This is a genomic window from Bacillus sp. PS237 (genome assembly GCF_037963345.1).
Classification (GTDB): Bacteria; Bacillota; Bacilli; order Bacillales; family Bacillaceae; genus Bacillus; species Bacillus subtilis.
On sequence record NZ_CP150156.1, the window covers coordinates 2248351 to 2273273 of the forward strand.

Annotated in this window: 28 protein-coding genes; 1 reads left to right on the plus strand and 27 read right to left on the minus strand. The window is 43.6% G+C overall.

Annotated elements, in window-relative coordinates; translation table 11 throughout:
* The first annotated feature begins 101 nt into the window (after window positions 1-101).
* Entirely contained in the window at window positions 102-974 is an 873-nt protein-coding gene (locus NST22_RS11405; RefSeq protein ID WP_003230635.1) for a YitT family protein, read from the plus strand.
* 41 nt (window positions 975-1015) lie between these two features.
* Here NST22_RS11405 and ypjB read toward each other — a convergent pair whose 3' ends face one another.
* From ypjB to folE, 27 genes are all read right to left on the minus strand, one after another.
* The gene (gene ypjB, locus NST22_RS11410; protein WP_003230633.1) at window positions 1016-1810 is read right to left on the minus strand and encodes a sporulation protein YpjB; all 795 of its coding nucleotides are present in this window, start codon (window positions 1808-1810) and stop codon (window positions 1016-1018) included.
* A gap of 68 nt (window positions 1811-1878) precedes the next feature.
* A complete protein-coding gene (locus NST22_RS11415) occupies window positions 1879-2472 on the minus strand; it encodes a DUF1405 domain-containing protein (RefSeq protein WP_003230630.1) in 594 nt (197 codons plus the stop codon).
* Window positions 2473-2582: 110 nt separating this feature from the next.
* On the minus strand, window positions 2583-3350 hold the full coding sequence (locus tag NST22_RS11420; protein ID WP_003225562.1) for a menaquinol-cytochrome c reductase cytochrome b/c subunit: 768 nt from the start codon (window positions 3348-3350) through the stop codon (window positions 2583-2585).
* Window positions 3351-3384: 34 nt separating this feature from the next.
* Window positions 3385-4059: a menaquinol-cytochrome c reductase cytochrome b subunit gene (gene qcrB, locus NST22_RS11425; RefSeq protein ID WP_003225560.1), complete on the minus strand. Its 675-nt coding sequence runs from the start codon at window positions 4057-4059 to the stop codon at window positions 3385-3387.
* A 1-nt stretch (window position 4060) separates the two neighbouring features.
* Window positions 4061-4564: a ubiquinol-cytochrome c reductase iron-sulfur subunit gene (locus tag NST22_RS11430; protein WP_003230627.1), complete on the minus strand. Its 504-nt coding sequence runs from the start codon at window positions 4562-4564 to the stop codon at window positions 4061-4063.
* Window positions 4565-4706: 142 nt separating this feature from the next.
* A complete protein-coding gene (locus NST22_RS11435) occupies window positions 4707-5153 on the minus strand; it encodes a YpiF family protein (protein WP_003246201.1) in 447 nt (148 codons plus the stop codon).
* Between the two features lie 54 nt (window positions 5154-5207).
* On the minus strand, window positions 5208-5747 hold the full coding sequence (locus NST22_RS11440) for a ReoY family proteolytic degradation factor (RefSeq protein WP_004399171.1): 540 nt from the start codon (window positions 5745-5747) through the stop codon (window positions 5208-5210).
* A gap of 71 nt (window positions 5748-5818) precedes the next feature.
* The gene (locus NST22_RS11445) at window positions 5819-7090 is read right to left on the minus strand and encodes a tetratricopeptide repeat protein (RefSeq protein WP_003230620.1); all 1272 of its coding nucleotides are present in this window, start codon (window positions 7088-7090) and stop codon (window positions 5819-5821) included.
* Between the two features lie 335 nt (window positions 7091-7425).
* Entirely contained in the window at window positions 7426-8712 is a 1287-nt protein-coding gene (aroA, locus tag NST22_RS11450; protein WP_003246068.1) for a 3-phosphoshikimate 1-carboxyvinyltransferase, read from the minus strand.
* A 10-nt stretch (window positions 8713-8722) separates the two neighbouring features.
* Window positions 8723-9838: a prephenate dehydrogenase gene (locus tag NST22_RS11455; RefSeq protein WP_003230615.1), complete on the minus strand. Its 1116-nt coding sequence runs from the start codon at window positions 9836-9838 to the stop codon at window positions 8723-8725.
* 48 nt (window positions 9839-9886) lie between these two features.
* Window positions 9887-10969, minus strand: coding sequence for a histidinol-phosphate transaminase (gene hisC, locus NST22_RS11460; RefSeq protein WP_004399129.1), 1083 nt, complete (start codon window positions 10967-10969; stop codon window positions 9887-9889).
* A 10-nt stretch (window positions 10970-10979) separates the two neighbouring features.
* A complete protein-coding gene (gene trpA, locus NST22_RS11465) occupies window positions 10980-11783 on the minus strand; it encodes a tryptophan synthase subunit alpha (RefSeq protein WP_003230608.1) in 804 nt (267 codons plus the stop codon).
* The gene (trpB, locus tag NST22_RS11470) at window positions 11776-12978 is read right to left on the minus strand and encodes a tryptophan synthase subunit beta (protein ID WP_003230605.1); all 1203 of its coding nucleotides are present in this window, start codon (window positions 12976-12978) and stop codon (window positions 11776-11778) included. Before trpB ends, trpA begins: the two co-directional genes overlap by 8 nt.
* Window positions 12959-13606 carry a phosphoribosylanthranilate isomerase gene (locus NST22_RS11475; RefSeq protein WP_004398742.1) on the minus strand — a complete coding sequence of 216 codons (648 nt, stop codon included), beginning with the start codon at window positions 13604-13606 and terminating at the stop codon, window positions 12959-12961. The genes trpB and NST22_RS11475 overlap by 20 nt, the downstream gene beginning before the upstream one ends.
* 4 nt (window positions 13607-13610) lie before the next feature.
* Complete coding sequence (trpC, locus tag NST22_RS11480) at window positions 13611-14363, minus strand: indole-3-glycerol phosphate synthase TrpC (RefSeq protein ID WP_003230601.1); 753 nt, start codon at window positions 14361-14363, stop codon at window positions 13611-13613.
* Window positions 14356-15372 carry an anthranilate phosphoribosyltransferase gene (trpD, locus tag NST22_RS11485; RefSeq protein WP_003245959.1) on the minus strand — a complete coding sequence of 339 codons (1017 nt, stop codon included), beginning with the start codon at window positions 15370-15372 and terminating at the stop codon, window positions 14356-14358. Before trpD ends, trpC begins: the two co-directional genes overlap by 8 nt.
* On the minus strand, window positions 15344-16891 hold the full coding sequence (trpE, locus tag NST22_RS11490; RefSeq protein ID WP_003246124.1) for an anthranilate synthase component I: 1548 nt from the start codon (window positions 16889-16891) through the stop codon (window positions 15344-15346). The genes trpD and trpE overlap by 29 nt, the downstream gene beginning before the upstream one ends.
* A 215-nt stretch (window positions 16892-17106) precedes the next feature.
* The gene (aroH, locus tag NST22_RS11495; protein WP_004398675.1) at window positions 17107-17490 is read right to left on the minus strand and encodes a chorismate mutase; all 384 of its coding nucleotides are present in this window, start codon (window positions 17488-17490) and stop codon (window positions 17107-17109) included.
* Window positions 17487-18575, minus strand: coding sequence for a 3-dehydroquinate synthase (aroB, locus tag NST22_RS11500; protein WP_003230592.1), 1089 nt, complete (start codon window positions 18573-18575; stop codon window positions 17487-17489). Before aroB ends, aroH begins: the two co-directional genes overlap by 4 nt.
* Window positions 18575-19747 carry a chorismate synthase gene (aroC, locus tag NST22_RS11505; protein WP_004398727.1) on the minus strand — a complete coding sequence of 391 codons (1173 nt, stop codon included), beginning with the start codon at window positions 19745-19747 and terminating at the stop codon, window positions 18575-18577. The genes aroB and aroC overlap by 1 nt, the downstream gene beginning before the upstream one ends.
* Before the next feature lie 74 nt (window positions 19748-19821).
* Window positions 19822-20592, minus strand: coding sequence for a protein-glutamate O-methyltransferase CheR (gene cheR / locus NST22_RS11510; RefSeq protein WP_003230589.1), 771 nt, complete (start codon window positions 20590-20592; stop codon window positions 19822-19824).
* Window positions 20593-20828: 236 nt separating this feature from the next.
* Complete coding sequence (gene ndk, locus NST22_RS11515) at window positions 20829-21278, minus strand: nucleoside-diphosphate kinase (protein WP_010886554.1); 450 nt, start codon at window positions 21276-21278, stop codon at window positions 20829-20831.
* Between the two features lie 115 nt (window positions 21279-21393).
* Window positions 21394-22356: a heptaprenyl diphosphate synthase component II gene (gene hepT / locus NST22_RS11520; RefSeq protein WP_003246013.1), complete on the minus strand. Its 963-nt coding sequence runs from the start codon at window positions 22354-22356 to the stop codon at window positions 21394-21396.
* 25 nt (window positions 22357-22381) lie between these two features.
* A complete protein-coding gene (gene menG / locus NST22_RS11525) occupies window positions 22382-23083 on the minus strand; it encodes a demethylmenaquinone methyltransferase (RefSeq protein ID WP_003230580.1) in 702 nt (233 codons plus the stop codon).
* A gap of 6 nt (window positions 23084-23089) precedes the next feature.
* Window positions 23090-23845, minus strand: coding sequence for a heptaprenyl diphosphate synthase component 1 (gene hepS / locus NST22_RS11530; protein ID WP_004398550.1), 756 nt, complete (start codon window positions 23843-23845; stop codon window positions 23090-23092).
* Window positions 23846-24008: 163 nt separating this feature from the next.
* Window positions 24009-24236 carry a trp RNA-binding attenuation protein MtrB gene (gene mtrB / locus NST22_RS11535; protein WP_003230576.1) on the minus strand — a complete coding sequence of 76 codons (228 nt, stop codon included), beginning with the start codon at window positions 24234-24236 and terminating at the stop codon, window positions 24009-24011.
* Window positions 24237-24257: 21 nt separating this feature from the next.
* Complete coding sequence (gene folE, locus NST22_RS11540) at window positions 24258-24830, minus strand: GTP cyclohydrolase I FolE (protein ID WP_003225516.1); 573 nt, start codon at window positions 24828-24830, stop codon at window positions 24258-24260.
* Window positions 24831-24923: the final 93 nt, after the last annotated feature.

The following is a 24923-nucleotide window of genomic DNA, read 5'->3' on the forward strand; positions in this document are numbered from 1 at the left end:
ATTCAGATACGTTTGACAAATGTTTAAGCACGTTTGCTGTTTTCTTTTTCATCCACTATAATATAAACGCTATCTAATGGAAGGAAAAGGGGTTTTGTGTGATGCTTGGAGAAATTAGATTAAAAAACATATTTTTTATTTTAATCGGAGCGGCAATTTTTTCATTTGGCTTGGTTCATTTCAATATGCAGAACAATCTGGCTGAGGGCGGTTTTACAGGTATTACACTTTTGCTTTATGCCCTTTTCCACATCAGCCCCTCTATATCGAACCTGGTGTTGAACATTCCGATTTTTTTTATTGGCTGGCGTTTGCTCGGCAGGACAATGTTTGTTTATACCCTTGTCGGCACTGTAGCCTTGTCTTTGTTCCTCAGCATCTTTCAGCGATATGAAATCCATATGCCCCTTCAGCACGACTTAGCGCTCGCCGCTTTATTTGCCGGCGTATTCATCGGAGCCGGACTGGGTATTATTTTTAAGTTCGGCGGTACGACAGGCGGTGTTGATATCATCGCACGTTTAGTGAATAAGTATTTTGGGATTCCGATGGGCAGAACGATGTTTGCTTTCGATGCCTGCGTCATCATTTTGTCTTTGCTTACTTATCTCTCCTATAAAGAAGCGATGTATACGCTGGTAGCTGTATTTGTAGCGGCAAGATTAATCGATTTTATTCAGGAAGGCGGATACGCTGCTAAAGGCGCTACGATCATCTCTTCGAAAAACGACCTGATTCAGAAAAAGATTCTTGAAGAAATGGAACGGGGCGTCACCATTTTGAAAGGACAAGGTTCCTACACAAAAGAGGATATAGATGTACTTTATTGTGTGGTGCCGAAAAATGAATTGGTGATGCTGAAAAGCGTGATTAACTCCATTGATCCCCATGCCTTTGTAGCGGTAAGCGATGTTCACGATGTGCTCGGAGAAGGATTTACGCTTGATGAAAATAAAAATCCGCTTCCGCGCTGACATGTAATAGAAAAAAGGCGGCTGACCGCCGCCCCTCATCCTTATTTAGGGTAGTCCCTTTTTTTCAGCTTGTTTTTTTCCGCCTTGTACTTTCTGTAACCGACATAGGTAAGAGCAGTAATGATGATACTGCCGGTTGTAATGATCACCCAGAGTAAAGACGGATCGGCATCATCCTCCTCCACCCTGTCAAACACATTTTTCAGGTCATGCTGAAGAAGGGAAAGCCGTTCAAGCTTCGTGCTCTCTGTCATTTGCTGAAATTCCTCTTGCTCAATAACATCTATATGTTTTCCGACTGTTTCAAGCTGATCCTCTGATACATCGATTGTAAGACTGGGGTAAATCAAGTCATATAAACTGATAAATTCATTCCATTTTTCATGAAAGCTTGTGCTTCCATTCTTTTGGACATCTCGCTTCAGTTCAGTAAAAGCTTCCATAATCGGTTTTTCCAGTGAGCCCCAAAGCGGGTCAGACCGATTGTCAACCGCATCCATCAGCATTCTGAACTGCGCGGCTGCTCTGAGTTTTTGTGTGTCTGATGTATCAGCTTGCTTTAAACTCCGAACCATATCATTATAGCCCAATGTGATTTGACGAATTTGGGCTCCCGTTAGCATGGGGTCTTGCTGTTTTTTCTCAGCGGATTTTAATGTTTTTTCAAAATACTCCAAGACTTGAAGCGCCTCTTCATATTTCGCCTGTCGGGTCATTTGAAAGACTGTATCGGATAAATCATTCAATTCCTCGAGGCTTCCCCGCTCTGCAGCCTTGGCATTTCCATTATAAAAAATAAGTGCAATCAACAAACAGATCGTCAGCTTTCGTTTCATGCAGGTCCCTCCCACTCTCTCTCCTTACAGAATATGAAGAAAGGGACAAGGATAGACCAACATTGTCTTTACATCAGCTCAAGCTTCGTTTGCTTTTTTGAGACCACAAGAAAGTAAGCAAGCGCGATTGAAAAGATACTTAGCCAAAATGTTCCGTATCCTATTTCAGTCATATAATCAGAAAGCATAGAGTATTGCGGCATCATATCAAACAAGTAGTCAATGACATCGTTATGCAGTGTCCAGACTGCAGCAATTGCAAGATGCCAAAATGAAAAACGAAAATACGGACTGTATAATACGCCTTGAACTGCCATTGCAAAATGCGAAGCAATTAGCATGTAGCCCTCCCACGGCAAGTCACCAGTTACTGCAAGCACAAGAAAATTCATAGCCACCGCCCATAGGCCATACTTTACGAGGGTAACTAGCGCAAGCGCCTCAAAGAACGGAGCATTCCGTTTCATGAGAAAGGCAAGCAGCACAAACAGAAAGAAAAACGTTGCTGTCGGACTGTCCGGAACAAAAATCAGGAAACGTGCCGGTGTCTCCAAAAGCTGCGGCAAGTACCAATAGTAGCCGTAAACCGTTCCCAGAAAATTAATGGCTAAGACAAGAATAAGCATCGGCCGCTGCCCTAATACATATTGAAACCATTTCACATCGAATCAACTCTCAGTCTGTAAAAATAATATGTCCAAATAAAAAAGCTGACGCCGGGTCAGCTTTTGATAATAAAAGTATATCCTTCCATTTGACAATTCACAATACGTTATTTTGCGGTTGTTTCAGAAATAAATTTTGCAAGTTCTTCGAGCTGCTTATCATTTCCTTTGAACACACCCGCCGGCATTTTGCCTTTCCCTTCTACAGCGATTTTTTTGATTTCATCCGGTTTCAGCCCGCTGTCAACCAATGAAGGCCCGGCCGCTCCTCCCTGAAGGTTATCCCCATGGCAAGAAATACAGCCCTGTTCCTTAAAAACCTTATATCCTTCTGCATTGGTGTCAATGTCGGCTTCTTTTGTAATTTTCCCCTGTTCTTCTGCCTTGGCCCAGTCATGAGTAGCAACTGACTGCCACGTCAAAAATACAGCAGCGGAAATGGCCAGAAGCATCATACCGACAGCGACCGGACGCTTCCACGGCCTTCTTTCTGTCCCTCTGTCTAGGAATGGAGCCAAAAGCAGGGCCCCAAAAGCGAGACCTGGCATAATCATGGCGCCGACCACTGTAAAGCTTCCGGCGGCGTATTCATACTTCAACAGCTGGTATAAGAAAAGAAAATACCAATCCGGCAGCGGAATATAACCAGTATCAGTCGGGTCCGCCATCCGCTCTAAAGGCGGCTGATGCACAATCGTCAAAACGAGAAAACCGATGAGAAAGACAGCTCCAACCATCCATTCCTTTAACAAGAAATTTGGCCAGAAAGCCTCTGTTTTACCCGGATACTCCGAATAATCCTTCGGTATATTCGGCTTTTTTTCAGCCGGTATCCTTGAGTCGCCTACAAATTTCATCCCTTTGCCCCGGTGCATGTCATCCCCTCCCTTTTATTCGCAGATCAAGAGTTTAAAGCGGTCCTGAAATCCCCTGCTTCCGGATCATAATAAAATGTGCAGCCATCAGCCCGAACAATGCGGCAGGAAGAAAAAATACATGGATCGCAAAAAACCTAGTCAGCGTTTGGGCGCCTACAATATCCGGATGCCCTGCAAGGAGCGTTTTAACTTGCGTTCCGATCAAAGGCGTGGCTTCGGCGATCTGCAGTCCGACTTTTGTTGCAAACAGAGCCTTCATATCCCAAGGAAGCAAGTAGCCTGTAAAGCCAAGACCGAGCATAACAAAAAAGATCAGCACACCGACAATCCAGTTCAGCTCGCGCGGTTTTTTATACGCGCCTTGGAAAAAGACCCTCAGCGTATGTAAAAACATCATCACAATGACCAGGCTCGCACCCCAGTGGTGCATCCCCCTGACAATCTGGCCGAATGCCACTTCATTTTGCAAATAATATACCGATTCCCAGGCATTTTTGATATCAGGCACATAATACATCGTTAAAAACATTCCAGATAATACTTGGATAACGGTTACAAAAAACGTCAGTCCCCCAAAGCAATACACAAACGCAGAGAAATGATGGGCGGGATTCACATGTTCCGGTACTTCGTGATCGGCAATATCCCTCCACATCGGTGTAATATCAAGCCGCTCGTCTACCCAGTCATAAATTTTGTTCAGCATGTCACCCTTCCCCCTTAGGCTTTGCTTTTCCAAGATACAGGAAGCCGTCTTTTACTTCTTGCTCATAATGATCAAGAGGCGCAAGCGGCGGCGTGCCAGGGACATTGGTGCCGTCCTTTTCATAGAGTCCGTAATGGCATGGACAAAAGAATTTATTCGGGTTTTTAGGATCACTATTCCAGTTCACCGTACACCCTAAATGCTTACAAATTGGCGAAAGTGCTACAATTTCATCCCCGTTTTTGAAGACCCAGGCTGATCTTGACTCTTCTGACTCATACCAGGCATCGACTTGATTAATTTTAAAATCAAAGCGCTGCGGCTCTTTTGTCAACTCATCAACGCTGACAACCTGAACCATATCCTGCTTCCCTGTCGATTTTAATACCGGGTCGAGTGCGAAGCGAACCATAGGCATGAGCATACTAGCCGCCATAAAACCTCCTACGCCTGTGAGCGTATAATTCAAAAATTGACGTCTGGATATATCATGTTTTCCGCCCATCTCTTCTCCCCCCTCTAAGTCACCCCTGCAAACTGACTAAAATAGAAAATATTGCAATAACTCTAGACACCCTCATAATATATGAATCTCTCAGCAAGGTCAATATAGCCAAAATATTGTTTATAAGGAAATGTAAGTGTTTTTATAAAGTGCTCCATAACTGTAACAAAACGTTCAAAATTTCAGCAGTGCGTTCATCCAATATTTTTCTTTTTAAAGAGTCATTTAAATGCTCTAATGGAACAGACGATGTAACAATCATTTTGCCTAACGCATCCTCAGCTCTCCAACTTTCGTCAGATGTGAGCAGGACAACATGCGGAAATTCCGTTATCAGCTCTTCCCGCAAATCCTTAAGCCCTTGAACGGTTATTTCATTTCTATCAACATATGTATAAGGCGGAAGTAAATATACCCGTCCCTTTAACTGCCTTTCAAGTTCTTCTGAGAGAAGCTGCGTAAACTCGCCTTTCTCCGCCGCCATTTTAAAATGGTTATTAACCCTTATGTTAATTAATGGTATGACAGCGGTATCAATGTAATCCTTAGCTTGTAAATAGTCCTTGGCATCAGTGATTCTCCACCTCATCGTTCTCCCCCTTTACGGCAACAAGCCTTGCAATTCACTGCAAGGCTGGTCATATTATGTGAGCTGATTTAATTGGCGCGATAATTGTTCAAATGCCTCTTTATCATGACGATCTAACGCGTCGTCAATGTCTTTTAATAATTTTTCTCTTTGGAATGTGGAAATAGCGTGCTCTAAAATCTGTTCCGCCAATCCCTGATCTTTTTTATTCTCAAAAAGGTTTTTCGGAATATGCGGGTTGGACTCCAGCACCGCCGCATATTCAGGTGAGCTGTAAGCCGAACGGAAATTAAGCTGGATAAACAAATCCTGCTGTTTATTTAATCTAATATCATGAAAAGATTTTTCCGCGTCGGTAGTCATGACATTCTCTTTATAGAACCGGAACGGAACTTCTTCAACACAATGTGTTGACATTATAATGCCTCTCGGGCAAAATTCAGCCTGCTCCACAAAATGAACCTTCTCCATGAGAGAATCATGGCTCATTAAGTAGTTCAAGATCCAAACGCACTCTCGGCGCTTTAACTGATAATGGTTTAAAAACCAACGGATAAAATCTTTTTTCTCATTGACAGAAACAGGGGTCTGCATGTAATTCCCTCCTCTATCGTTCGTATAATCTATATACTTATATGTTCCACATGAATGGTTAATATTCCTGCTTATCTAGAAAATTCATCCTCGATTCGCAAAATCGTTTCTTCAAGCTCTTCATTGGCTCCGTCCATTTCAAGAACCTTTTTCAAAAGCGGCAGCGCTTCTTTTTGAAGACCTTCTTCTAATAGGAAGCTTGCGTATTCATATAAGAAATCTCTATCCTCCCGGTAATGAAGATAGGCAGCCTCAAAGGATTGTTTTGCTTCCTCGTATTGCTCTAATTCAGTATATGCGCTTGCAAGATACCAATTGTATTTAGGATCTTCTTCACCGTAGCTTCGAACCTCTTGAATAAGATCAATGATCTGATCATAATCCTCTTCTTTGTGATACACGGCAAGAAGTGTATGAAGCGCCTCGACAAAGCCCGGATCAAGCGCAAGCGCCTCCTGAAGCAGCTTCTTCCCCTCTTCTGACTTCCCGATTTTCAAGGCCATTTTGGCGGCATAAAGGAAAAGTTCTTTGTTATATTCATCATATCTGATCCCCTCTTTTGCCGTTTTTAATGCCTCTTCATACATTCCTTCAGCTTCATAGCTTTTCGAGAGCGGCATATAAAGTGAAGTATAAGATGGATCAAGCTCCTTTAAATCAGACAGCTGCTTAATAGCTGTTTTCACAAGCCCCGCCTGTAAGGCTGTAAAACCATAGCCGAAAATCGTATTAGGATCAGGATTCTCATCGACAGCTTTCTCATACCATGGAATGGCATCCTCAAATTCACCTGAGGCACTTAACGATTCTGCCAGTCTTTGATGGACATTAACGCCCCCGATCTCACTCTGCTCCTCAGCCGTTGTTTTAAAATATTGAACCGCTTTTGCATAGGCTCCCTGAGCAAAGTAAAGTTCTCCCAGTGCAAAATCAATAACAGGTTCATTGTCCAGAATGGACTTTGCCTGGAAAAGCTTTTGTTCACTGACTTCGAATAACCCCTGCATCTGATAAAGATCCGCCATAAGCAGCAAACTTTCCGGATATGATGGATCTGTTTCCGGAATAGTCTCCAGCACAGCGAGGGCTTTTTCTTCTTCGTCAATATCTATTAAAAGTTCAGCGTAGAAATTCGTCAGTTCTGTTTCATTTGGATATAAATCATGTAGATCACTAATCAGTGAAATGGCTTTTTCTACATCGCCCCACTCGTAATAAAGCTGGGCTGCAATGGCTTTATCTTCATCATGCAGCTGTTTTTCAGCCTTCGAGAGCGTGTTGAGGCCTTTTTCTGTTTCACCTGCTTCAACTAATTTTATGGCTTCTTGAATCAATGTATTCAAATCGGACCGGTCCTTTCTTTTCCTATACAACATCAACCATACAAAAAAAGCTTTATTTGTTCGGGTTAATCTTATCATAATTCAGACGAATGCCCCCGGCAAATAAGATGCTTCTGTACGGAAGGGAATTATTGAGTCTTATTAGTTTACCAAAAGATCTTGAGATAGAAAATGAAAAAAGGAAGATCGCCCTCTGTACAGTAAAGCAGCTCTTTGACCTGCCGGCTTGTAAGTAAAGCACATCCCCCCTTTTCGTTTTTCTATCCGTTCTATAAGACAAGCTATGTTTTTTCGCCTCGAATTATGATCTGCATAAAAAATCCTGAAGTAAAACTTCAGGATTTTTTCGAAAGCTTATTTAAATGCTCGAAGAAGGTTGGATAAGAAACGTGAATGGCATCCGTGTGCTCGATTTCAATCGGCTCCTCCGTTATACAGGAAGCAATACCAAGCATCATTCCGATTCGATGATCTCCGTGGCTGGACACTGCAGCGCCGCCTTTCAACGTTTGTTTGCCATAAACCTTCATTCCATCTGCTGTCGGTTCAATTTCAGCACCCAGCTTGCGAAGCTCAGAAACAACAGTATCAATACGGTTTGTTTCTTTCACTTTTAGCTCTGCCGCGTCCTTAATAACGGTGGTTCCTTCCGCCTGAGTCGCAAGAAGCGCGATGATAGGGATCTCATCAATTAAACGCGGAATGATATCTCCTCCGATTTCAACTGCCTTTAGAGATGACGTTTCTATAATCAAATCTCCATAAGGCTCTGCACCGCTATCAGCAGATGGTTTGATTTCAAGTTTTGCCCCCATGTTTTGAAGGACATCAATAATACCTGTCCGAGTCGGATTTAAACCTACGTTTTTCAATACAATTCTGCTGTTTGGAACCATCGCGCCAGCAGCAAGGAAAAACGCGGCTGAAGAAATGTCTCCAGGAACAAAAATATCAGCAGCTGTCAGTTTCTGGCCACCAGCAATGGAAACACTCGTTTGATCTTCAGAAAGCTTAACGCCAAAAGCAGAAAGCATCCGCTCAGTGTGGTCCCGAGATTTATGGGGCTCTGTTACAGTTGTTGTGCCCTCAGCCTGTAATCCGGCCAGCAAAACAGCAGATTTAATTTGCGCGCTTGCAACAGGTGATACATAATCAATTCCTTTTAATGAAGCGCCGCTCACTGACAGCGGTGTAAACTCTCCGCCGGCTCTGCCGTCGATTTTAGCCCCCATTTTTTTCAAAGGCTCAGTCACACGCTTCATTGGGCGTTTCGCAATGCTCTCATCTCCGGCTACCGCGCTGTAAAAAGGACGGCCCGCCAATATTCCGAGCATCAGGCGAATCGTTGTACCTGAATTTCCGACATCTAAAAGGCTTTCTGGCTCTTTCAGGGCATCGATTCCTTTTCCGTGAATCACGACATCGCTGCTGCTTTGCTCAATGTGAACACCCATTTTTCTAAAGCAATCGATCGTGCTCAGACAATCTGCTCCCGGCAGAAAGTTTTTAACTGTTGTTGTGCCTGCCGCTAGCGCGCCAAACATAACAGAGCGGTGAGAAATGGATTTATCACCGGGAATATGTATTTCTCCATGTAAGGTCTGCACCTTATCTCGTTTCATTTTTTCCACCTCAATCAGCATAAAAAGTTTCATATTCCGCCCGGGCTTCAATGCATTGTTCTGCCCTTTTGCGGTCGTCATCAGACTGAAAACTGATCCTTAAAATCCCGTTAATATCCTCTCGTGTTTCGATAATGCGGATATTCGTGATACTGATGCGCTCCGCAGCTAAGATCGCTGTTATCTCGGATATTACACCCGGATGATCGGGTACATCCACATATAAATCATAAAATGCAGGTATCGCTCCCTTCTGCCGAAGCGGCAGCCCGTCGCGATAATCCTTGGCTGTTTTAAAATAACGAAATAGATTTTCCGCATCTTCTTGTTCTACATATGTACGGATCTTGTCAATTTCACGAATCCACTCATCAAAACGGTCTAAGATTTTATCTTTATTATGTAATAAAATATCCCGCCACATTGCCGGGCTGCTTGATGCAATCCTTGTAATATCTCTGAACCCGCCGGCAGCAAAACGCTTAACAAGCGGATACAGGTTTTCCGAATGATGGGTTTGGTGAACAAGGCTAGCTGCTACAATATGCGGAAAATGACTGATTACGCTTGTAACGCCATCATGCTCCTCTGGCGACATTTCCACAAAATGGGCATTCGTCCCCTTCAGCAGGTTTTTTAACTGTTCCACAGCTTGTTTGTCCGTTTTCTGGCCTGGCGTTAAAATATAAAATGCATTTTCAAACAGGAACTCCTTCGCAGCGGCCACTCCTGATTTATGTGAACCCGCCATCGGATGCCCTCCGACAAATTGATAGCGGCTAGGCAGCACTTGATCAGCGTAATCAACCACTTTTTGCTTTGTGCTTCCTACATCCGTAATCAAAAGCTCATGTTCAATTCCTGAATGAGCCAGCTCTTCAAGCATAACCAGTGTTTGTTCAACAGGTGTCGCAATGATTACTGTAGCTGCCTCTTTCACACCGCTAATAAACGAATCAGCACGATCGTCTATCACGCCTAATTTTAATGCCGCTACCGCCTGTTCATCAGAGATGTCGATTCCGATAATCCGTTTGCCGGGATGATTTTTTTTGATGGCTAGGGCAATCGAACCGCCTATCAATCCGAGACCGGCGAGCAATATTGTATCTTTCATTTGATTCATACGTCATCACCTGGTTTATAGACTAAAGAGGTGATATTTGATCACCTCTTATAAAATTTCAGCTAAAATGGCAAGTATTTCTTCATTTTGCTCTTTTGTTCCGATCGTAATCCGGAGTGATGTCGGGAAACCTAATGCGTTTCCTGACCGGACGATATAGCCTTTTTCCAGCAGAGCCTGAAACAGTTCATCAGCAGGACGTTTAAAGTCAATTAACACAAAATTTGTCTGTGAAGGGTAGCACTTTAAACCATGAGTTTTCGCAAAATCATAATACTGCTGAAGGCCTGCATTATTTTGCTCGACACAGGAAGCAATAAACGCTTGATCATCAAGTGCTGCAATCGCCGCAGCCTGGCCCAGACGGCTGGTATTAAACGGCTCTCTCGCCGGCTCAATCTGGCGAATCAGGTTCTCGTCAGCAATTCCGTATCCGACTCTGAGCGCTGCCAGACCGTATGCCTTTGAAAATGTGCGCAAAATCATCAAATTGGAATACTTGCTTAAGAGCGGCACGGTTTCCGGGTAATCCTCTGCTGTTACATATTCATAATATGCTTCGTCAAGAACGACAAGGACACGAGAAGGAACGCGCTCCAGAAATGCGAGTAATTCTCCTTCAGATGTATAAGTGCCAGTCGGATTATTCGGGCTGCATATCCAAACGACTTGTGTCTGTTCGTCGATGGCTTCTAACATGGCGTCTAAATCATGTGAGCCGTCGGGACGAAGTGCAATTTCACGTACTTCAGCACCTTCAATAACCGCATTATGTTTATATTGCGGAAAAGTGGGGGCAGCAGTAACCGTGTTTGTTTTATCGTTTAAAAATGCCCGGCAGATGATCTGTATGATTTCATCAGAACCGTTGCCGAAAATAAGTGATGTTTCGCTGACATTGAGGTGCTTACTGAGCCTTGTCCGCAAAGCGGCGCTATACCCGTCCGGGTAAAGGGCTAGCTGTTGAATCTCATGATGAAGCGCCTCTTTTGCAGCCTCTGAACAGCCGTAAGGATTCTCGTTTGAAGCAAGCTTCACAACTTTATCCAAGCCATATTCTGATTTCACTGCTTCAATCGGCTTTCCAGGCTGATAAGGCTTCAGCTGTTTTAAATGTTCTTTGATACGCAAATCAGTCACCTCATTTTAAACTGTACAAGCCGCTAAACGCCATTGCATAATCCTCAAACTCCTGCAGCGCCTGATTTCTCGTTTCAGCGCTGATGAGCCGGTCCTTTAATTCTTCTATTTTTCTGACGAGCGCACTTCCCACTACGACACCGTCACTAATTTCATTCATCTTTATGACCTGTTCACGGTTTGATATACCGAACCCTACAGCAACCGGAACAGTGCTGAGATTCTTCACAGTACGAATGAACGGGTACACGGATGAATTGAACTCATTGCGGACACCGGTCACACCCAGAGAAGATACACAGTAGACGAACCCCTCGGCTTGTTCAATAATGGTTTTCAAACGGCTTTCGCTTGTCGGCGCAACTAAAGAAATATACGTCACCTCATGGCTTTTACATTCCTCTTGAAGGCTGTTGCTTTCTTCTAATGGCAGATCCGGAACAAGCAGACCGTCAATATGATTTTCCCGCAGTAAAGCGAAAAAGTATTCTTTGTTCAATTGTAACACAGGATTATAATACGTAAAGAGGATAATCGGAATATTCACTCCGTTTTTTTTCATTTCTCCGCCTAATTCGATTGCCTTTACGATATTCATTCCTTGATCAAGCGCCCGCTTTGAAGCCCGCTGGATCACCGGACCGTCTGCAAGCGGGTCAGAGTATGCAACACCAAGCTCCAATGCTGTGGCGCCTGCTTTTTGGAGTGACTTCGCCAGTTCAATCGAAACCTCAGGAACTGGATCGCCCGCCGTAATAAACGGGATAAACAATTTTTCTGATGGTTGAAGATCCAATTTAAACATGGGCTTTCACCTCTTCTTCCAATACATTCATTAATGTGTTGACATCCTTGTCTCCCCGGCCTGATAAACAGACGAGAATGAGTTGACCGCGATCCATTCCTTTGGCGAGTTTGAATGCTTTCGCTAACGCATGGGCAGATTCGATTGCCGGCAAAATCCCCTCTTTTTCTGACAAAAGCTTTAATGCATCCACCGCTTCTTCATCGGTTATACTGTCATAAGTGACACGGCCGCTTTTATGCAAATATGCATGCTCCGGACCGATTCCAGGATAGTCGAGACCGGCTGAAATAGAGTAGGGCTCAATAATTTGCCCGAACTCATCCTGAATGAGATAAGTCAATGAACCGTGAATAACCCCTACGGTTCCTTTCGAAATAGTGGCGGCATGAAGAGGTGTATCAATTCCTTTTCCTGCTGCTTCAGCGCCGATCAGTTCAACATCTTCATTTAAAAATGCCTGAAACATACCCATCGCATTGCTTCCTCCGCCTACACATGCCACTACTTTATCAGGCATAGTGCCTTCAATACGTTTCAACTGATCCTTCGCTTCCTCTCCGATCATTTTTTGAAATTCACGGACCACTTGCGGATAAGGATGCGGGCCGACAACTGATCCAATCATATAAAAGTGATCCTCACAATGCTGAACCCAGTACCGGATCGCCTCATTTGTGGCATCCTTCAATGTTCCGTTTCCGCTTGTTACAGGCACTACCTCCGCTCCAAGAAGCTTCATGCGGAAAACGTTCAGAGACTGGCGGGCAACATCCTCTTCACCCATAAACACAGTACAGGAAAAGCCGAATTTGGCTGCAACTGTTGCAGCGGCAACACCATGCTGGCCGGCACCGGTTTCAGCAATGATTTTCGTTTTGCCCATTTTTTTAGCAAGCAGCGCTTGACCTAGCGCATTATTGATTTTATGAGAACCTGTATGGTTTAAATCTTCTCGTTTCAAATAGATTTTCGCGCCGCCTAAGTATTCAGTGACTCGATCAGCGTATGTTAATGCAGTCGGGCGTCCGGAATAGTCCTTTAACAGCTTATAATACTCTTCACGAAAAGCGGGATCATCCTTGATTTGTTTAAATGCTGTTTGTATTTCATCTAACGGCTGCATGAGTGTTTCCGGAACAAACTTTCCGCCAAAATCACCGTATCTGCCTATTTCATTCGGATATGGATACATATCGGTTCATCCTTTCTTCTAAAAGCCTCATCAGATTCTGATCTTTTTGTCCGTTTTTTTCAATTCCGCTGGCAAGGTCAATTCCTTCTGGCTGCCATTTCAATAGGCGTGTGATGCTATCCGGATTCACGCCGCCAGCGATAAAGCAGCGTTTACCAATAGCCGCCTGCTGATATTCCGGCACACATTCCCAAGAAAATGCAACACCAGTTCCGCCTCTAGACCCTTTTACAGATGAATCAATCACAAAGCCGTCAACATTATCTTTAAAGCGGGCTATTTCTTGAGTTGTGTTATCTTGATGGTGAAGCGCCTTCCATATTTCACAGCCTGTCAGCTTGCGAAGAGCAGCAGCATCCGCCGGTTTTTCATCACCGTGAAGCTGAATGACGTCGAGCTTCAAGCTCTTGGCAATACGTGACATCGTCTCTATTGATTCATTAACAAAAACACCTGCAACCTGTTTTTCGACACGAACTTGGTTCAGCCATTTTTTCACATCTTCCGGAGATACTTTTCGTTTGCTTTCAGCAAAAATAAATCCTAGGTAATCAGCCTGTGATTCCGCCGCAAGCTGCAAATCCTTTAGTGACCGAATACCGCAATATTTTAATGCCGGTTTCTTCACAACCTCACTCCCTAAACAAAGCATGGATTGCTTTACGCTGAGAAGTTTGTCTCATCAATGATTCACCGATAAGTACAGCTCGCGCCCCATGTTCATTGACAAATGTTAAATGTTCTAAAGAACCGATTCCGCTTTCGCTGACAAGCAAGGATTCTTTCGGAACGAGAGATGCGATTTGTTCTGTCTGCTTTACAGATGTTTCAAACGTTTTTAGGTTTCGATTATTTACGCCGAGAATGTCGGGTGTGAACACTTTCAATATTTGTTCTAGCGTTGATGCATCATGAACCTCCACTAACACGTCCATCCCCTTTTCACCTGCTTCAAGATATAATTCATGAAGGTGTAAGGGATCAAGCACCTCGCCGATTAACAATATGGCATCCGCTCCGATTCTTCTTGATTCCTCTACTTGAAGAGAATCAATAATAAAATCTTTTCTAAGTACAGGAATCGAAACAGCACGCTTTACGTCTGATAAATAGCTGTTTTCCCCTTGAAAAAACGGGGTGTCTGTTAAAACGGAAATCGCATCTGCCTTCGCAGCCTCATAGTCTTTTGCAATCTGCACAGGTACAAAATCCTCTTTAATAAGCCCTTTTGACGGCGATGCTTTCTTCACTTCGGCAATCAACCCGATAAACCGATTCGGGCTTGCCAGCGCCTCCTTAAATGAACGTTTCTCGAAAGGCTGCTCTACCGGCAGAACCAGTGTTTTCACTTCTTCTTTCTTTTGTTTGATGATTTTTTCAAGCATAGATCTCTTCCTCTTTCTGCTTTAGTCGTTCAAGCTGCGCGGCAGCGCCTCCGCTTGTAATCGTCTCTAACGCCAGCTCCGTTCCTTCCTTCAGTGAGGCGGTAATTCCCGCCGTGTAAATCGCAGCACCCGCATTAAAAGCCGTAATAGATAAAGCGGAACTGCTGCTTTTATTTTCAAAAATATTCTGAATGAGATAAGCGCTCTCTTTCGGAGACTGCACCTGTAAATCTTCAAGTCTGCCATTTGTGAAACCGAAATCTTCGGGTGAAACGGTATACTCCCGGCGCTCTCCGTCCTTTAATTCAATCACGTCGGTCGGTGCTGTAATTGAAAGCTCATCTAAACCGTCACGGCTTGATACAAACATAACGTGCTTCGGCTGAAACGTCTCCAGTGCGCTTGCCATCAGTCCAGCTTTTTCAACAGAATAGACCCCAATCACCTGACGCTTCGCCTGTAAAGGATTGCTGAGCGGCCCAAGCAGATTAAATACCGTTCTGAAACCTAGCTCTTTTCTAGTACCTGCTACATGTTTCATAGACGAATGGTAAAGCGGCGCAAAAAGAAATCCCATGTTGTTTGTTTCAATGCTGCTTTTGACCTTTTCGGGAGTGGTTTGAATAGAAACCTCTAGCTCCTCTAAAACATCAGCGCTTCCGCTTTTAGAAGAGACAGAGCGATTGCCATGCTTAGCGATTTTCGCACCAGCTGCCGAGGCAACAATTGCCGAGGCCGTTGAGATATTAAAAGTGGAAATACCGTCTCCCCCTGTTCCGCATGTATCAACAATATCAGGAAGTCCATCGACTGTAAGAGCGTGTGCCCGCATTGCCTTCACAAAACCCGCAAGCTCTTCTGGCGTCTCCCCCCGATGAGCAAGAATTGACAATATCCCCCCCATTTCAGAAGGAGTCATTTCCGCTGCCATCATCATATTCATCAGCGTTTCAGCCTCACCGGCAGTAAGGGTTTTTCCGTCAACGCACAATTGTAGAAATCTGTTCATCAGCTTTATCCTCCTTGCTATGAAACATGTCTTCTGCAATATGAATCGTTTTCAGCAGCGCACCGGCTTTATTACAGCTTTCTTCGTATTCGGCTTCCGGAACAGAATCAGCAACAATGCCAGCACCTGCCTGTATCGATGCAACACCGTTCTTTACACTCATCGTGCGAATCGTAATACAAGAGTCGATATTCCCGTCAAACCCAATGTAGGCAATACACCCTCCGTATGTCTCTCTCGGTGTTGGCTCGAGTTCTTGCAAAAGCTGCATGGCACGGATTTTGGGTGCGCCTGTTAAAGTCCCCGCCGGGAAAGCAGACATCAGTGCATCGACAGGATGAACCCCTTTTTTCAATCGGCCTGTAACCACCGAGATAATGTGCATGACATGTGAAAAGGAAACAATTTTTGTGAACTCCGGCACAGAAACAGAACCATACTCTGCTACTCTGCCGATATCGTTTCGGGCAAGATCAACGAGCATGTAATGCTCCGCTTTTTCTTTTTCATCCTTCATGAGCTCAACCTTCAGTCTCTCATCTTCAGCTTTGTCTGCACCGCGTTTTCTCGTACCGGCAATCGGATGGATTTCTAAGTGCCCGTCTTGAACGTGTATTAACCGTTCCGGAGAGCTGCCGACTATTTCTCTGTCTAGCAGTTTCATATAATACATATACGGCGAAGGATTGACGATCCTAAGCACTCGGTATAACTCAAAAGCATCTGCTTTTATCGGCACCTCAAATTTTTGTGATAAAACACCCTGGAAGATATCGCCTGCTTTTATATAGCTTTTGATTTTTTCTACATCAGCCATAAAAGCCGATTTTTCATAATTAGAAGATACTGTCTCAAAGCTGGGTGTCTTGTATGAATCAGCAGAAAGAAACAGCTCTTTTATGTTTTTTTGGTCCATCATTTTTTCAATGAGATTTTGAAGCTCCAGATGATTTTGATGGAATACATCCATTTTTTCGTTTTTTGTTTCCTCTCCAGTGAGCCTTGCATATTGGATAAAGTGGACGTTTTTGGTTTCATGATCATACGCAATTAATGTCCGGCAAACAAACAGCATACACTTTTCCATGTCTGTTTCTTTGGTATGCGAAGGAACAGAAGGCTCAATCAGCGGGATCATATCATAGCTTAAGTACCCGACAGCTCCGCCGACAAAAGGAATGCCAAGCTCAGGTGTTTTGATTTTGTATGTGGTATTCATCCAGTTCAGCACTTCTTTTAGTTCATTTCCTGTGTAAAGAGATTTGCTGTCCTGATCAGCGGCCGAAAAACGGCCCTGCTCTTCTTTAATTGTGAGAAATGGATTCAGGCCGATAAACGAATATCTGGACCAAGTGGATGTATCGTCCTTGCTTTCAAGAAGATACGTAATCTCCCTGTCAAGCTTCTCTATCATTTGAATGGGTGTCAGTGTATCGACTGTGAAGGTCTCCACAATCGGTATCGTGTGGTGGGACAAGCTGTCCTCTAAAAATGCGGAAATGTTTGATTGGAAATTCATTGCTCTCACTCCTTATGGCAAGGAGAATGAGAAGATGGCATGAGAGGATAAAATACTATATAACAAATAAACCCAAAAGAAAGACTTCTTTTGGGTAGAATAAACATAATGTCTCAGCTCAACTAAACTCATTCTCTGCTACCCTATTCTCTAACTCAACTCATTCTAATTGCTTTATACACACTCTTGTGTATTTCTAAGCTGTTCTTATCGTATTACAATTCAGTATTTTTTGTCAATGATAAATCGGGCCTCAATACGACAGCTTTTTCTAAATATACATGTCTGATCTGATCCTGAGGGACATCTGTCTGGACCGTCATCATGACTCTTATGCACTTTTTCAGACCGCCTGTTACGTCCATTTCCTGCATACATGTTACCGGTACATACTGCCATCCTGAAAGCTCGCGAACAGCTTTTGCCGGGAAAACAGCGTGCAAATCAGGTGTAGCCGACAGAAGCATTTGAACAACATCTTCCGGTTTTGTATGATTTTCTTCTATGATTTTCTCTAACAGCTGTTTAGTTTTTTGTAAAATTTCTTCTTCAGTATCCCGTTCAACTGTAGTTGCTCCGCGAATTCCGCGAATCATCATGATGTCTCCTCCAATCGCCATTTGTTCAGCCAGCTCTCAAGTTCATTTCTGGAAAATGTATGATCAGCAACTTTCCCTAATTCGTTGAGCACAATAAACTGAATCTTCCCGCCACGGGTTTTCTTATCATTCATCATACGGTTCAAGAGAACCGAAGTTTCCGTCTCTTTTCTGATTTGACTTGGATAACCCAGGCTTTTTAGCCAGCTGACCAAACGTTTTCTGTCCATTTCACAGCCTACAGTCTTTTCGCTTATATATAAAGCAAACTGCATTCCGAGGGCTACGGCATCACCGTGAGTGATCTGCCCATATCCATATTCCGCCTCAACGGCATGGCCGAGCGTATGCCCAAAGTTTAAGTAAGCTCTTATCCCCTCTTCTTTTTCATCCTGCTGAACGACAGACGCTTTAATTGAAATGCCTTTAAAAATCATGTCATTCAGCTGATCATTAGTGATATCACGCAGTGAGTGGATATTCAGCAGCTCCTCCAGAAACGCTCTGTCATAGATAAAAGCGTGTTTAATCACTTCTGCCATTCCGGACCTAAGCTCTTTTTCAGGCAGAGAACGCAGGAAATCTGTATCATAGAGCACGGCTTTCGGCTGATAAAACGCACCGATTAGATTTTTTCCAAGCGGATGGTTCACGGCTACTTTTCCTCCGACTGCGCTGTCATGCGCCAAGAGCGTCGTAGGCATTTGGATGAAATCAATGCCGCGCATAAAAGTGGCAGCCACAAAACCGGCAAGATCCCCTACAACACCGCCACCGAATGCGATGATGCATGAGGAGCGATCCATATGAAAACGAATCGCTTCACTCTGCAATTTTGTGTACATGTCCATGGATTTTGCCTGCTCTCCACTCGGTACCGTCACTTTTTTCACAGGCCATTTTTCTTGCAGCAAATGGAGCATTTCATCACCATACAGGCGGTCCACTTCTTCATCCGTGACAAACATAATCCTTGTTAAAGGCCTGTTTAAAGAGGTTAATAGTTCGCAAGCCTTTTTTCTGATACCTTGTCCGATAAAAACAGGATATGACGAGGAAGCAGTTTGAACATGCAGTGTCTTCATTAAAATTCCCTCGACAGTTTTCTCATATTCTCCACATTTTCTCTAATGCGGTCAATTTGATCTAATCCGAATTGTTCAACGACTGCGTTCGCAATTTCCCAAGCGACAGCCGCTTCAGCGACTACACTTGCCGCAGGAACAGCACAGCTGTCTGAACGTTCAATGCTGGCAGAAAACGGTTCTTTCGTTTCAATATCGACACTTTTCAGCGGTTTATACAAAGTCGGAATCGGCTTCATGACTCCGCGGACAACAATCGGCATCCCTGTCGTCATGCCGCCTTCCAGTCCGCCAAGTCTGTTAGTAGCACGGGTGTATCCTTTTTCCTCGTCCCAAATGATCTCGTCATGGACTTCGCTTCCATTTCGCCCTGCTGCCTCAAATCCGATGCCGAATTCCACACCTTTAAATGCGTTAATTGACAGAACAGCGGCAGCAAGCTTGCTATCCAGCTTGCGGTCATAATGGACATAGCTGCCCACGCCTACCGGCATTCCCTCGACAATGACTTCTACTATTCCGCCGATGGAATCTCCGTTTGCCTTTGCTTCATCAATGGCAGCCATCATTTTTTTGCCTGCCTCTTCATCGTAGCATCTGACAGGAGACTCTTCCGTTACACGCTGCAAGTCTTCAATTGACGTATACTCTGTTTTTTCAGCTTTAACAGCGCCAATTTGCAACACGTGGCCCGCCACCTTAATGCCAAGCTCAGAAAGAATCTTTTTAGCTACAGCCCCTGCCGCCACTCTGACAGTTGTTTCCCTTGCTGAAGAACGCTCAAGCACATTTCTCATATCACGATGATTATATTTAATTGCACCGTTTAAGTCAGCGTGCCCAGGTCTCGGTCTGGAAATCTGGCGCTTCATTTCCTTTTCTTCATCTTCTGTAATCGGAGCGGCGCCCATGATTTTTGTCCAATGCTTCCAATCGTTATTTTCAACTACGAGAGCAATTGGCGAACCGAGTGTACGTGCATGGCGCACCCCGCTCATAATTTTGGCCTGGTCTTTTTCGATCTGCATGCGGCGGCCGCGGCCGTGTCCTTTTTGGCGTCTGGCAAGCTCAAAATTGATATCTTCCTCCGTTATGTAAAGCCCGGCAGGTACACCCTCAATAATGGTTGTCAGTTGGGGGCCGTGTGATTCTCCGGCTGTTAAATATCTCATGACTTCTTCTCCCTTCATCGCATTAACGCTTTTAAGTAAGACTACTATAACATATTTTTCAGCAAAAAGTCAGTCTATCTTTTTTGATAAAAGAATGTATCGGCTGGGACTAGGCCAAATTTCTCGGGATTGAAGATTTGCTCGGTGCTGCCGACAAAAAGAACTCCATTCTTCTTCAAGCTATGTGCCATTTTTAAATACAGCTCTTCCTTCGCGCTTTCTGTAAAATAAATAAATACATTGCGGCACACGATTAAGTCAAAGTCTTGTTCATAACGATCCGCCAGCAAATTGTGCTTTTTGAATGTAATATTCTTTTTGATTTCCGTTTTCACTTCATAACTTCTATTTGCGTTTTGCGTAAAATAACGATCTTTCACAGATAGCGGCACTTCCTGTAAAGACCGCTCCTGATAAACGCCTTTTTTCGCTTTTTCCAATGCTTTTTCATCAATATCCGTCGCTAAAATCTGATAGCCCGGAAGACCTTTTTGCTGGTCCAAAAGCATGGCAAGCGTGTATGGCTCCTCCCCCGTTGAGCAGGCGGCACTCCAAATTTTTAAAGGCCTAGAGGTCTTGATTAACGGCAGAATTGCAGTCTCAAGAACTTCCCATCTTTTATAATTACGATAAAATTCTGAAACATTGATCGTCATTCTGTCCAATGTTTCATTTAAGAGAGCTTGATCCTTTTCCAATGCCGCAGCAAAGTCCTTAAAGCTTTGGAACCCCTTTTTCTCATAAAGTGACGTTAGCCTTCTCTTCATTTGTGCTTCTTTATATAGTGTTAAATCGACTCCGGTTAATTGTTTCCATTTCGTTGTAAATACGCTGTATGTATCCATCTCTACTCTCCCAGTCTCGCTGTCTTTTTGTCCTAGTATAGCTTGTTTTATCAGGAAATTGTATTGTTTCAATAAAAAAATCAGCTTTTCAGCTGATTTTAGATCGTTGGGAAAGGCAGAGGTCTGATGCACACTGCCATTCAACCCTTTATTCACTTTAATGTAAACCTTTACAAAACAGAACAAAAACCGGCGGCGTTATATGTTGCCGGCTCTGTTGCTTATTTTCACAATGATTAATAGATCCAGCCTGCCATAAGCTGCTGATATGATACTAATTCTTCATTCTTAAAGAAAATGTTAATCTCGCGTTCTGCACTTTCGAGAGAATCAGAGCCGTGGATGATGTTTTTTCCGACAAACATGCCATAATCCCCACGAATCGTACCAGGTAAAGCTTCTTTAGGGTTTGTTTTCCCGATCAGCTGTCTCGTCACTTCAATGACATTTTCGCCTTCCCACACCATTGCGAATACAGGTCCTGAAGTAATAAACTCAACGAGCTCTCCGAAGAAAGGCTTACCTTGATGTTCGGCGTAGTGTTTCTCAGCCATTTGTTCAGTCACTCTCATTAACTTGGCGCCAGCTAATTGTAAGCCCTTACGTTCGAATCTAGATAAAATGTCCCCAATGAGCTGACGTTGGACACCGTCTGGTTTCACCATGATAAAAGTCTTTTCCATCATATTCTCCACCCCATCATTATGTATGTATAGGCTTTCACACTGCACACCGAAATCGTAACATCTTTCTGATAATTAATCAATCCGGGGCGGAGAAATTTCTTAATATCTACAAAAATTAAAATTTTCTTTTACCGATATATTTTGCGATGGCTGCAAGAGACGAGCGTGCGCGCCCTCGAGGAAGCGTGTTTAATTTCTGAAAAGCTTTCTGCAGATACATTTCGCTTACTGCCATAGATGCTTCAATTGCATCTGTTTTTTTGATTTCTTCAATGATTGGTTCAAGCTGTTCCTGCGTTGTCTCACTGTTAATCAATTTAAGCTGGTTTTTTAATGCAGGATTTTTCAGGGCATACAGCACTGGCAATGTGACGTTTCCTTGAAGCAAATCTCCTCCTACGGGTTTACCCAGCTCTTCCTCAGTTGAAGTAAAATCAAGAATATCATCAATAATCTGATAAGACATGCCGACGTAATACCCAAACCAGTACAATGCCTTATGAATCTTCTCATCAGCTCCAGACGCAATGGCACCAAGCTGGCAGCTGACCGCGATCAAGAGAGCTGTTTTTCTTTTGATACGGCGGAGATACGTTCTGAGATTTTGTTCCATGTTGTATTTGTCTTTGATCTGCTCAATTTCCCCTAGACAAACTTCAACGATCGTCTGTGACAAAATCCTATGGGCTTTCGGTTCGTTAATTCTCGTCATCATTTCAAGAGATCCCGCAAGCATATAATCGCCTGTGTACATCGCAATACGATTGTCCCACTTTGCTTTGATTGTCGGTTTTCCTCGGCGAAGCTCTGCATCATCAATGACATCATCATGAACCAAAGATGCCATGTGAATCATTTCCAGAGTGACGGCGACATATTTAATCTTATTAATATCATAATCGCCAAACATGCCAGAAAGCAGCACGAAAACAGGCCGAATACGTTTCCCTCCGGCCTGCAGCAGGTGAAGACCTGCCTCGCTTAAAAGCGGGTAATCGGAACGTACGGTTTGTTCAAGTTCTCTTTCGATTACATCAATATCGTCATTTAAAAAAGAGTAGGCCATTTTAAATTTCATATCATTCACCCAAACATCTGTGTTTTCATTTCCATCCGATATGCGTGGCAGCGACTCCGCCAGTAAACGAATGATATTTAACATTTTTCAGGCCCGCCTCTTCAAACAGGCCTGCCAGTTCCTTCATTCCAGGGAAATCTCTGGCTGATTCTTGAAGCCAAGAATATTCTTTATAGCTCTTCGCAAACAGTTTCCCGAAAAACGGCATAATATACTTAAAGTACATAAAGTAAGCCTGTCTGAATCCGAACATTTCCGGCTGGGACGTTTCCAGACATACCACCTGCCCGCCCGGCTTCACTACACGTCTCATCTCTTTCAGTACAGTCAAGTAATCAGGGACATTGCGGAGTCCGAAGCCAATGGTGACATAATCAAATGTATCATCATCAAAAGGAAGCTCCATCGCATTTCCGTGCAGCAGTTCAATTTGGCTGAATCCGCCGTCTTTTACTTTCTGCTCGCCGACACTCAGCATATTTTCACTGAAATCCAAGCCCTTGATCTCGCCGCTTTTGCCTGCCGCTTTTGCAAGAGCGATCGTCCAGTCAGCCGTTCCGCAGCAGACATCAAGTGCTTTTGCGCCTTCCTTTACATTCATGATGCGCATCGTTTTGTCGCGCCATTTTTTATGCTGCTGAAAACTGATGACAGAGTTCATTTGGTCATAATTTTTATATATTTTTTCAAATACTCCGTGTACGCGCTGTTCTTTTGAGTCCTGCATAATGGTTTACCCTTCTTCCACTTTCTGATGATAGGTTTGATCTTGGCTGATTGTCTTCAGACGGTTTATTAAAATGTTCTGAATAGGTGAATTTAGAGGCAGAAGTGACTCAATGCTGTTTTTCGCTTTTTTAAAACAATCTTCTAATATCTCTTCTTTTGTTTTTCCCAGCTGTATAAAACTGCCGATCACATCCAGAAATGCATCATTTCCGTTCATAAGCCGCTTAAATACAAAAAAATCACTCGACAGCTTTTTCCAGCGCGGGAGGTTGAAGTGTTCCGCCACACGATGGAATAAAGCTGATTCAACGATGCCGACACTTTCGAAAAAATCGTTTTCGTCCTTGAAAGAACGGTCATACAGACGAATTTTATGTTCGTTGATTTCTTTAATGGCTGTAGCAAGCGTCCGAATCATGTAGATATCCTTCATTTCAGATAGTAAAGAGTAGTACAGCCCGCTGAAATAATCGCCCGCGAGAACAGTCAATTGGCGGTTTTTGTTTTCGTCTCGTTTTATGACTCTAGCTGTCGTCACTTCATCATGGGTATCAAGGGCGCTTTGTACAAGCATCGCTGTTACAATATAATTTTCTCTGTCGTTGTTTTTTATGTCGGCTTCTTCAAATAAAGCATGAAAAAGAAGAAGCTTATCCTCATCAATTTTCGGCGCAGAAATATGCTTCGCTAAATAAGGATGAGACAGCTTTTGTTTTAATTTCGTGTTCAGATTGGCTAAAGTTCCGTAGATGTCTTGCAAAAATATCACCCTTGTCCCCAAATTCACATTTATTTCTTAATCTATGTATGAGTTTTATCTTTTCATTCGCTTACGCAGGTATCATTATAGCATAAAAAAAAGAAATTGGCTGTATCCTCCCGCTGTTTGCGAGCATTTGCTTTTAACAGCGGGGACAGCCAGCTTATTTTTTTTCGCTTTTCATTTCTCCGTACGCGGTTTGAATCAGTGCCTCTCCTCTGACTTTAATGGCAGAAGTATGCTCTGTAAACTGAGCGATGATCACTTCTCCCTTGTCGAGTTTTTCGGAATGGTGAAACTTTGTGTCTGTTCCTCTTGTCAGGCCGATCACATTCACTCCGTCCTCAACGGCTTTAATGACGACAAAATCACTTGAATGCTTTTGGTTCATTTATAGCACCCTCTATCTTTATTAGTCCTGGCGTTTAATATGTTCCAATACTTCTGCACGGGCAGCGGCATCATCTTTAAAAACGCCTCTGACTGCTGAAGTCACAGTTTTCGCACCCGGTTTTCTTACACCGCGCATCGTCATGCACATGTGTTCCGCTTCAACCACTACCATTACGCCATGCGGATCAAGCGTTTCTACGATGCTTTCTGCAATTGTAGAAGTGATGCGTTCCTGAAGCTGCGGGCGCTTTGCAACGGCTTCAACGGCACGTGCCAGTTTGCTGAGTCCTGTGACCTTTCCGCCTCGCGGGATATATGCAACATGTGCTTTTCCATAAAAGGGAACAAGGTGATGCTCACACATAGAATGAAACGCTATATCTTTTACAAGAACAAGCTCCTCATGGTTTTCACCGAAGATAGTCTGGAAATGTTCTTTTGGATCTTCATTCAAGCCGGAGAATACTTCGGCATACATCTTTGCGACTCTTTTCGGAGTATCAAGAAGCCCTTCTCTATTCGGGTCTTCTCCGATCGCTTCTAAAATTTGACGAACAGCTTGTTCGATTTGCTCTTTATTAACTTCTTTCATGTTCTATGTCCTCCACCAATGAATACATTTAATTTCGATTCTAGCACATATGCCCCGCTAAAAGCAAAGTGAATGCCCTGTCAGGAAGCCCAT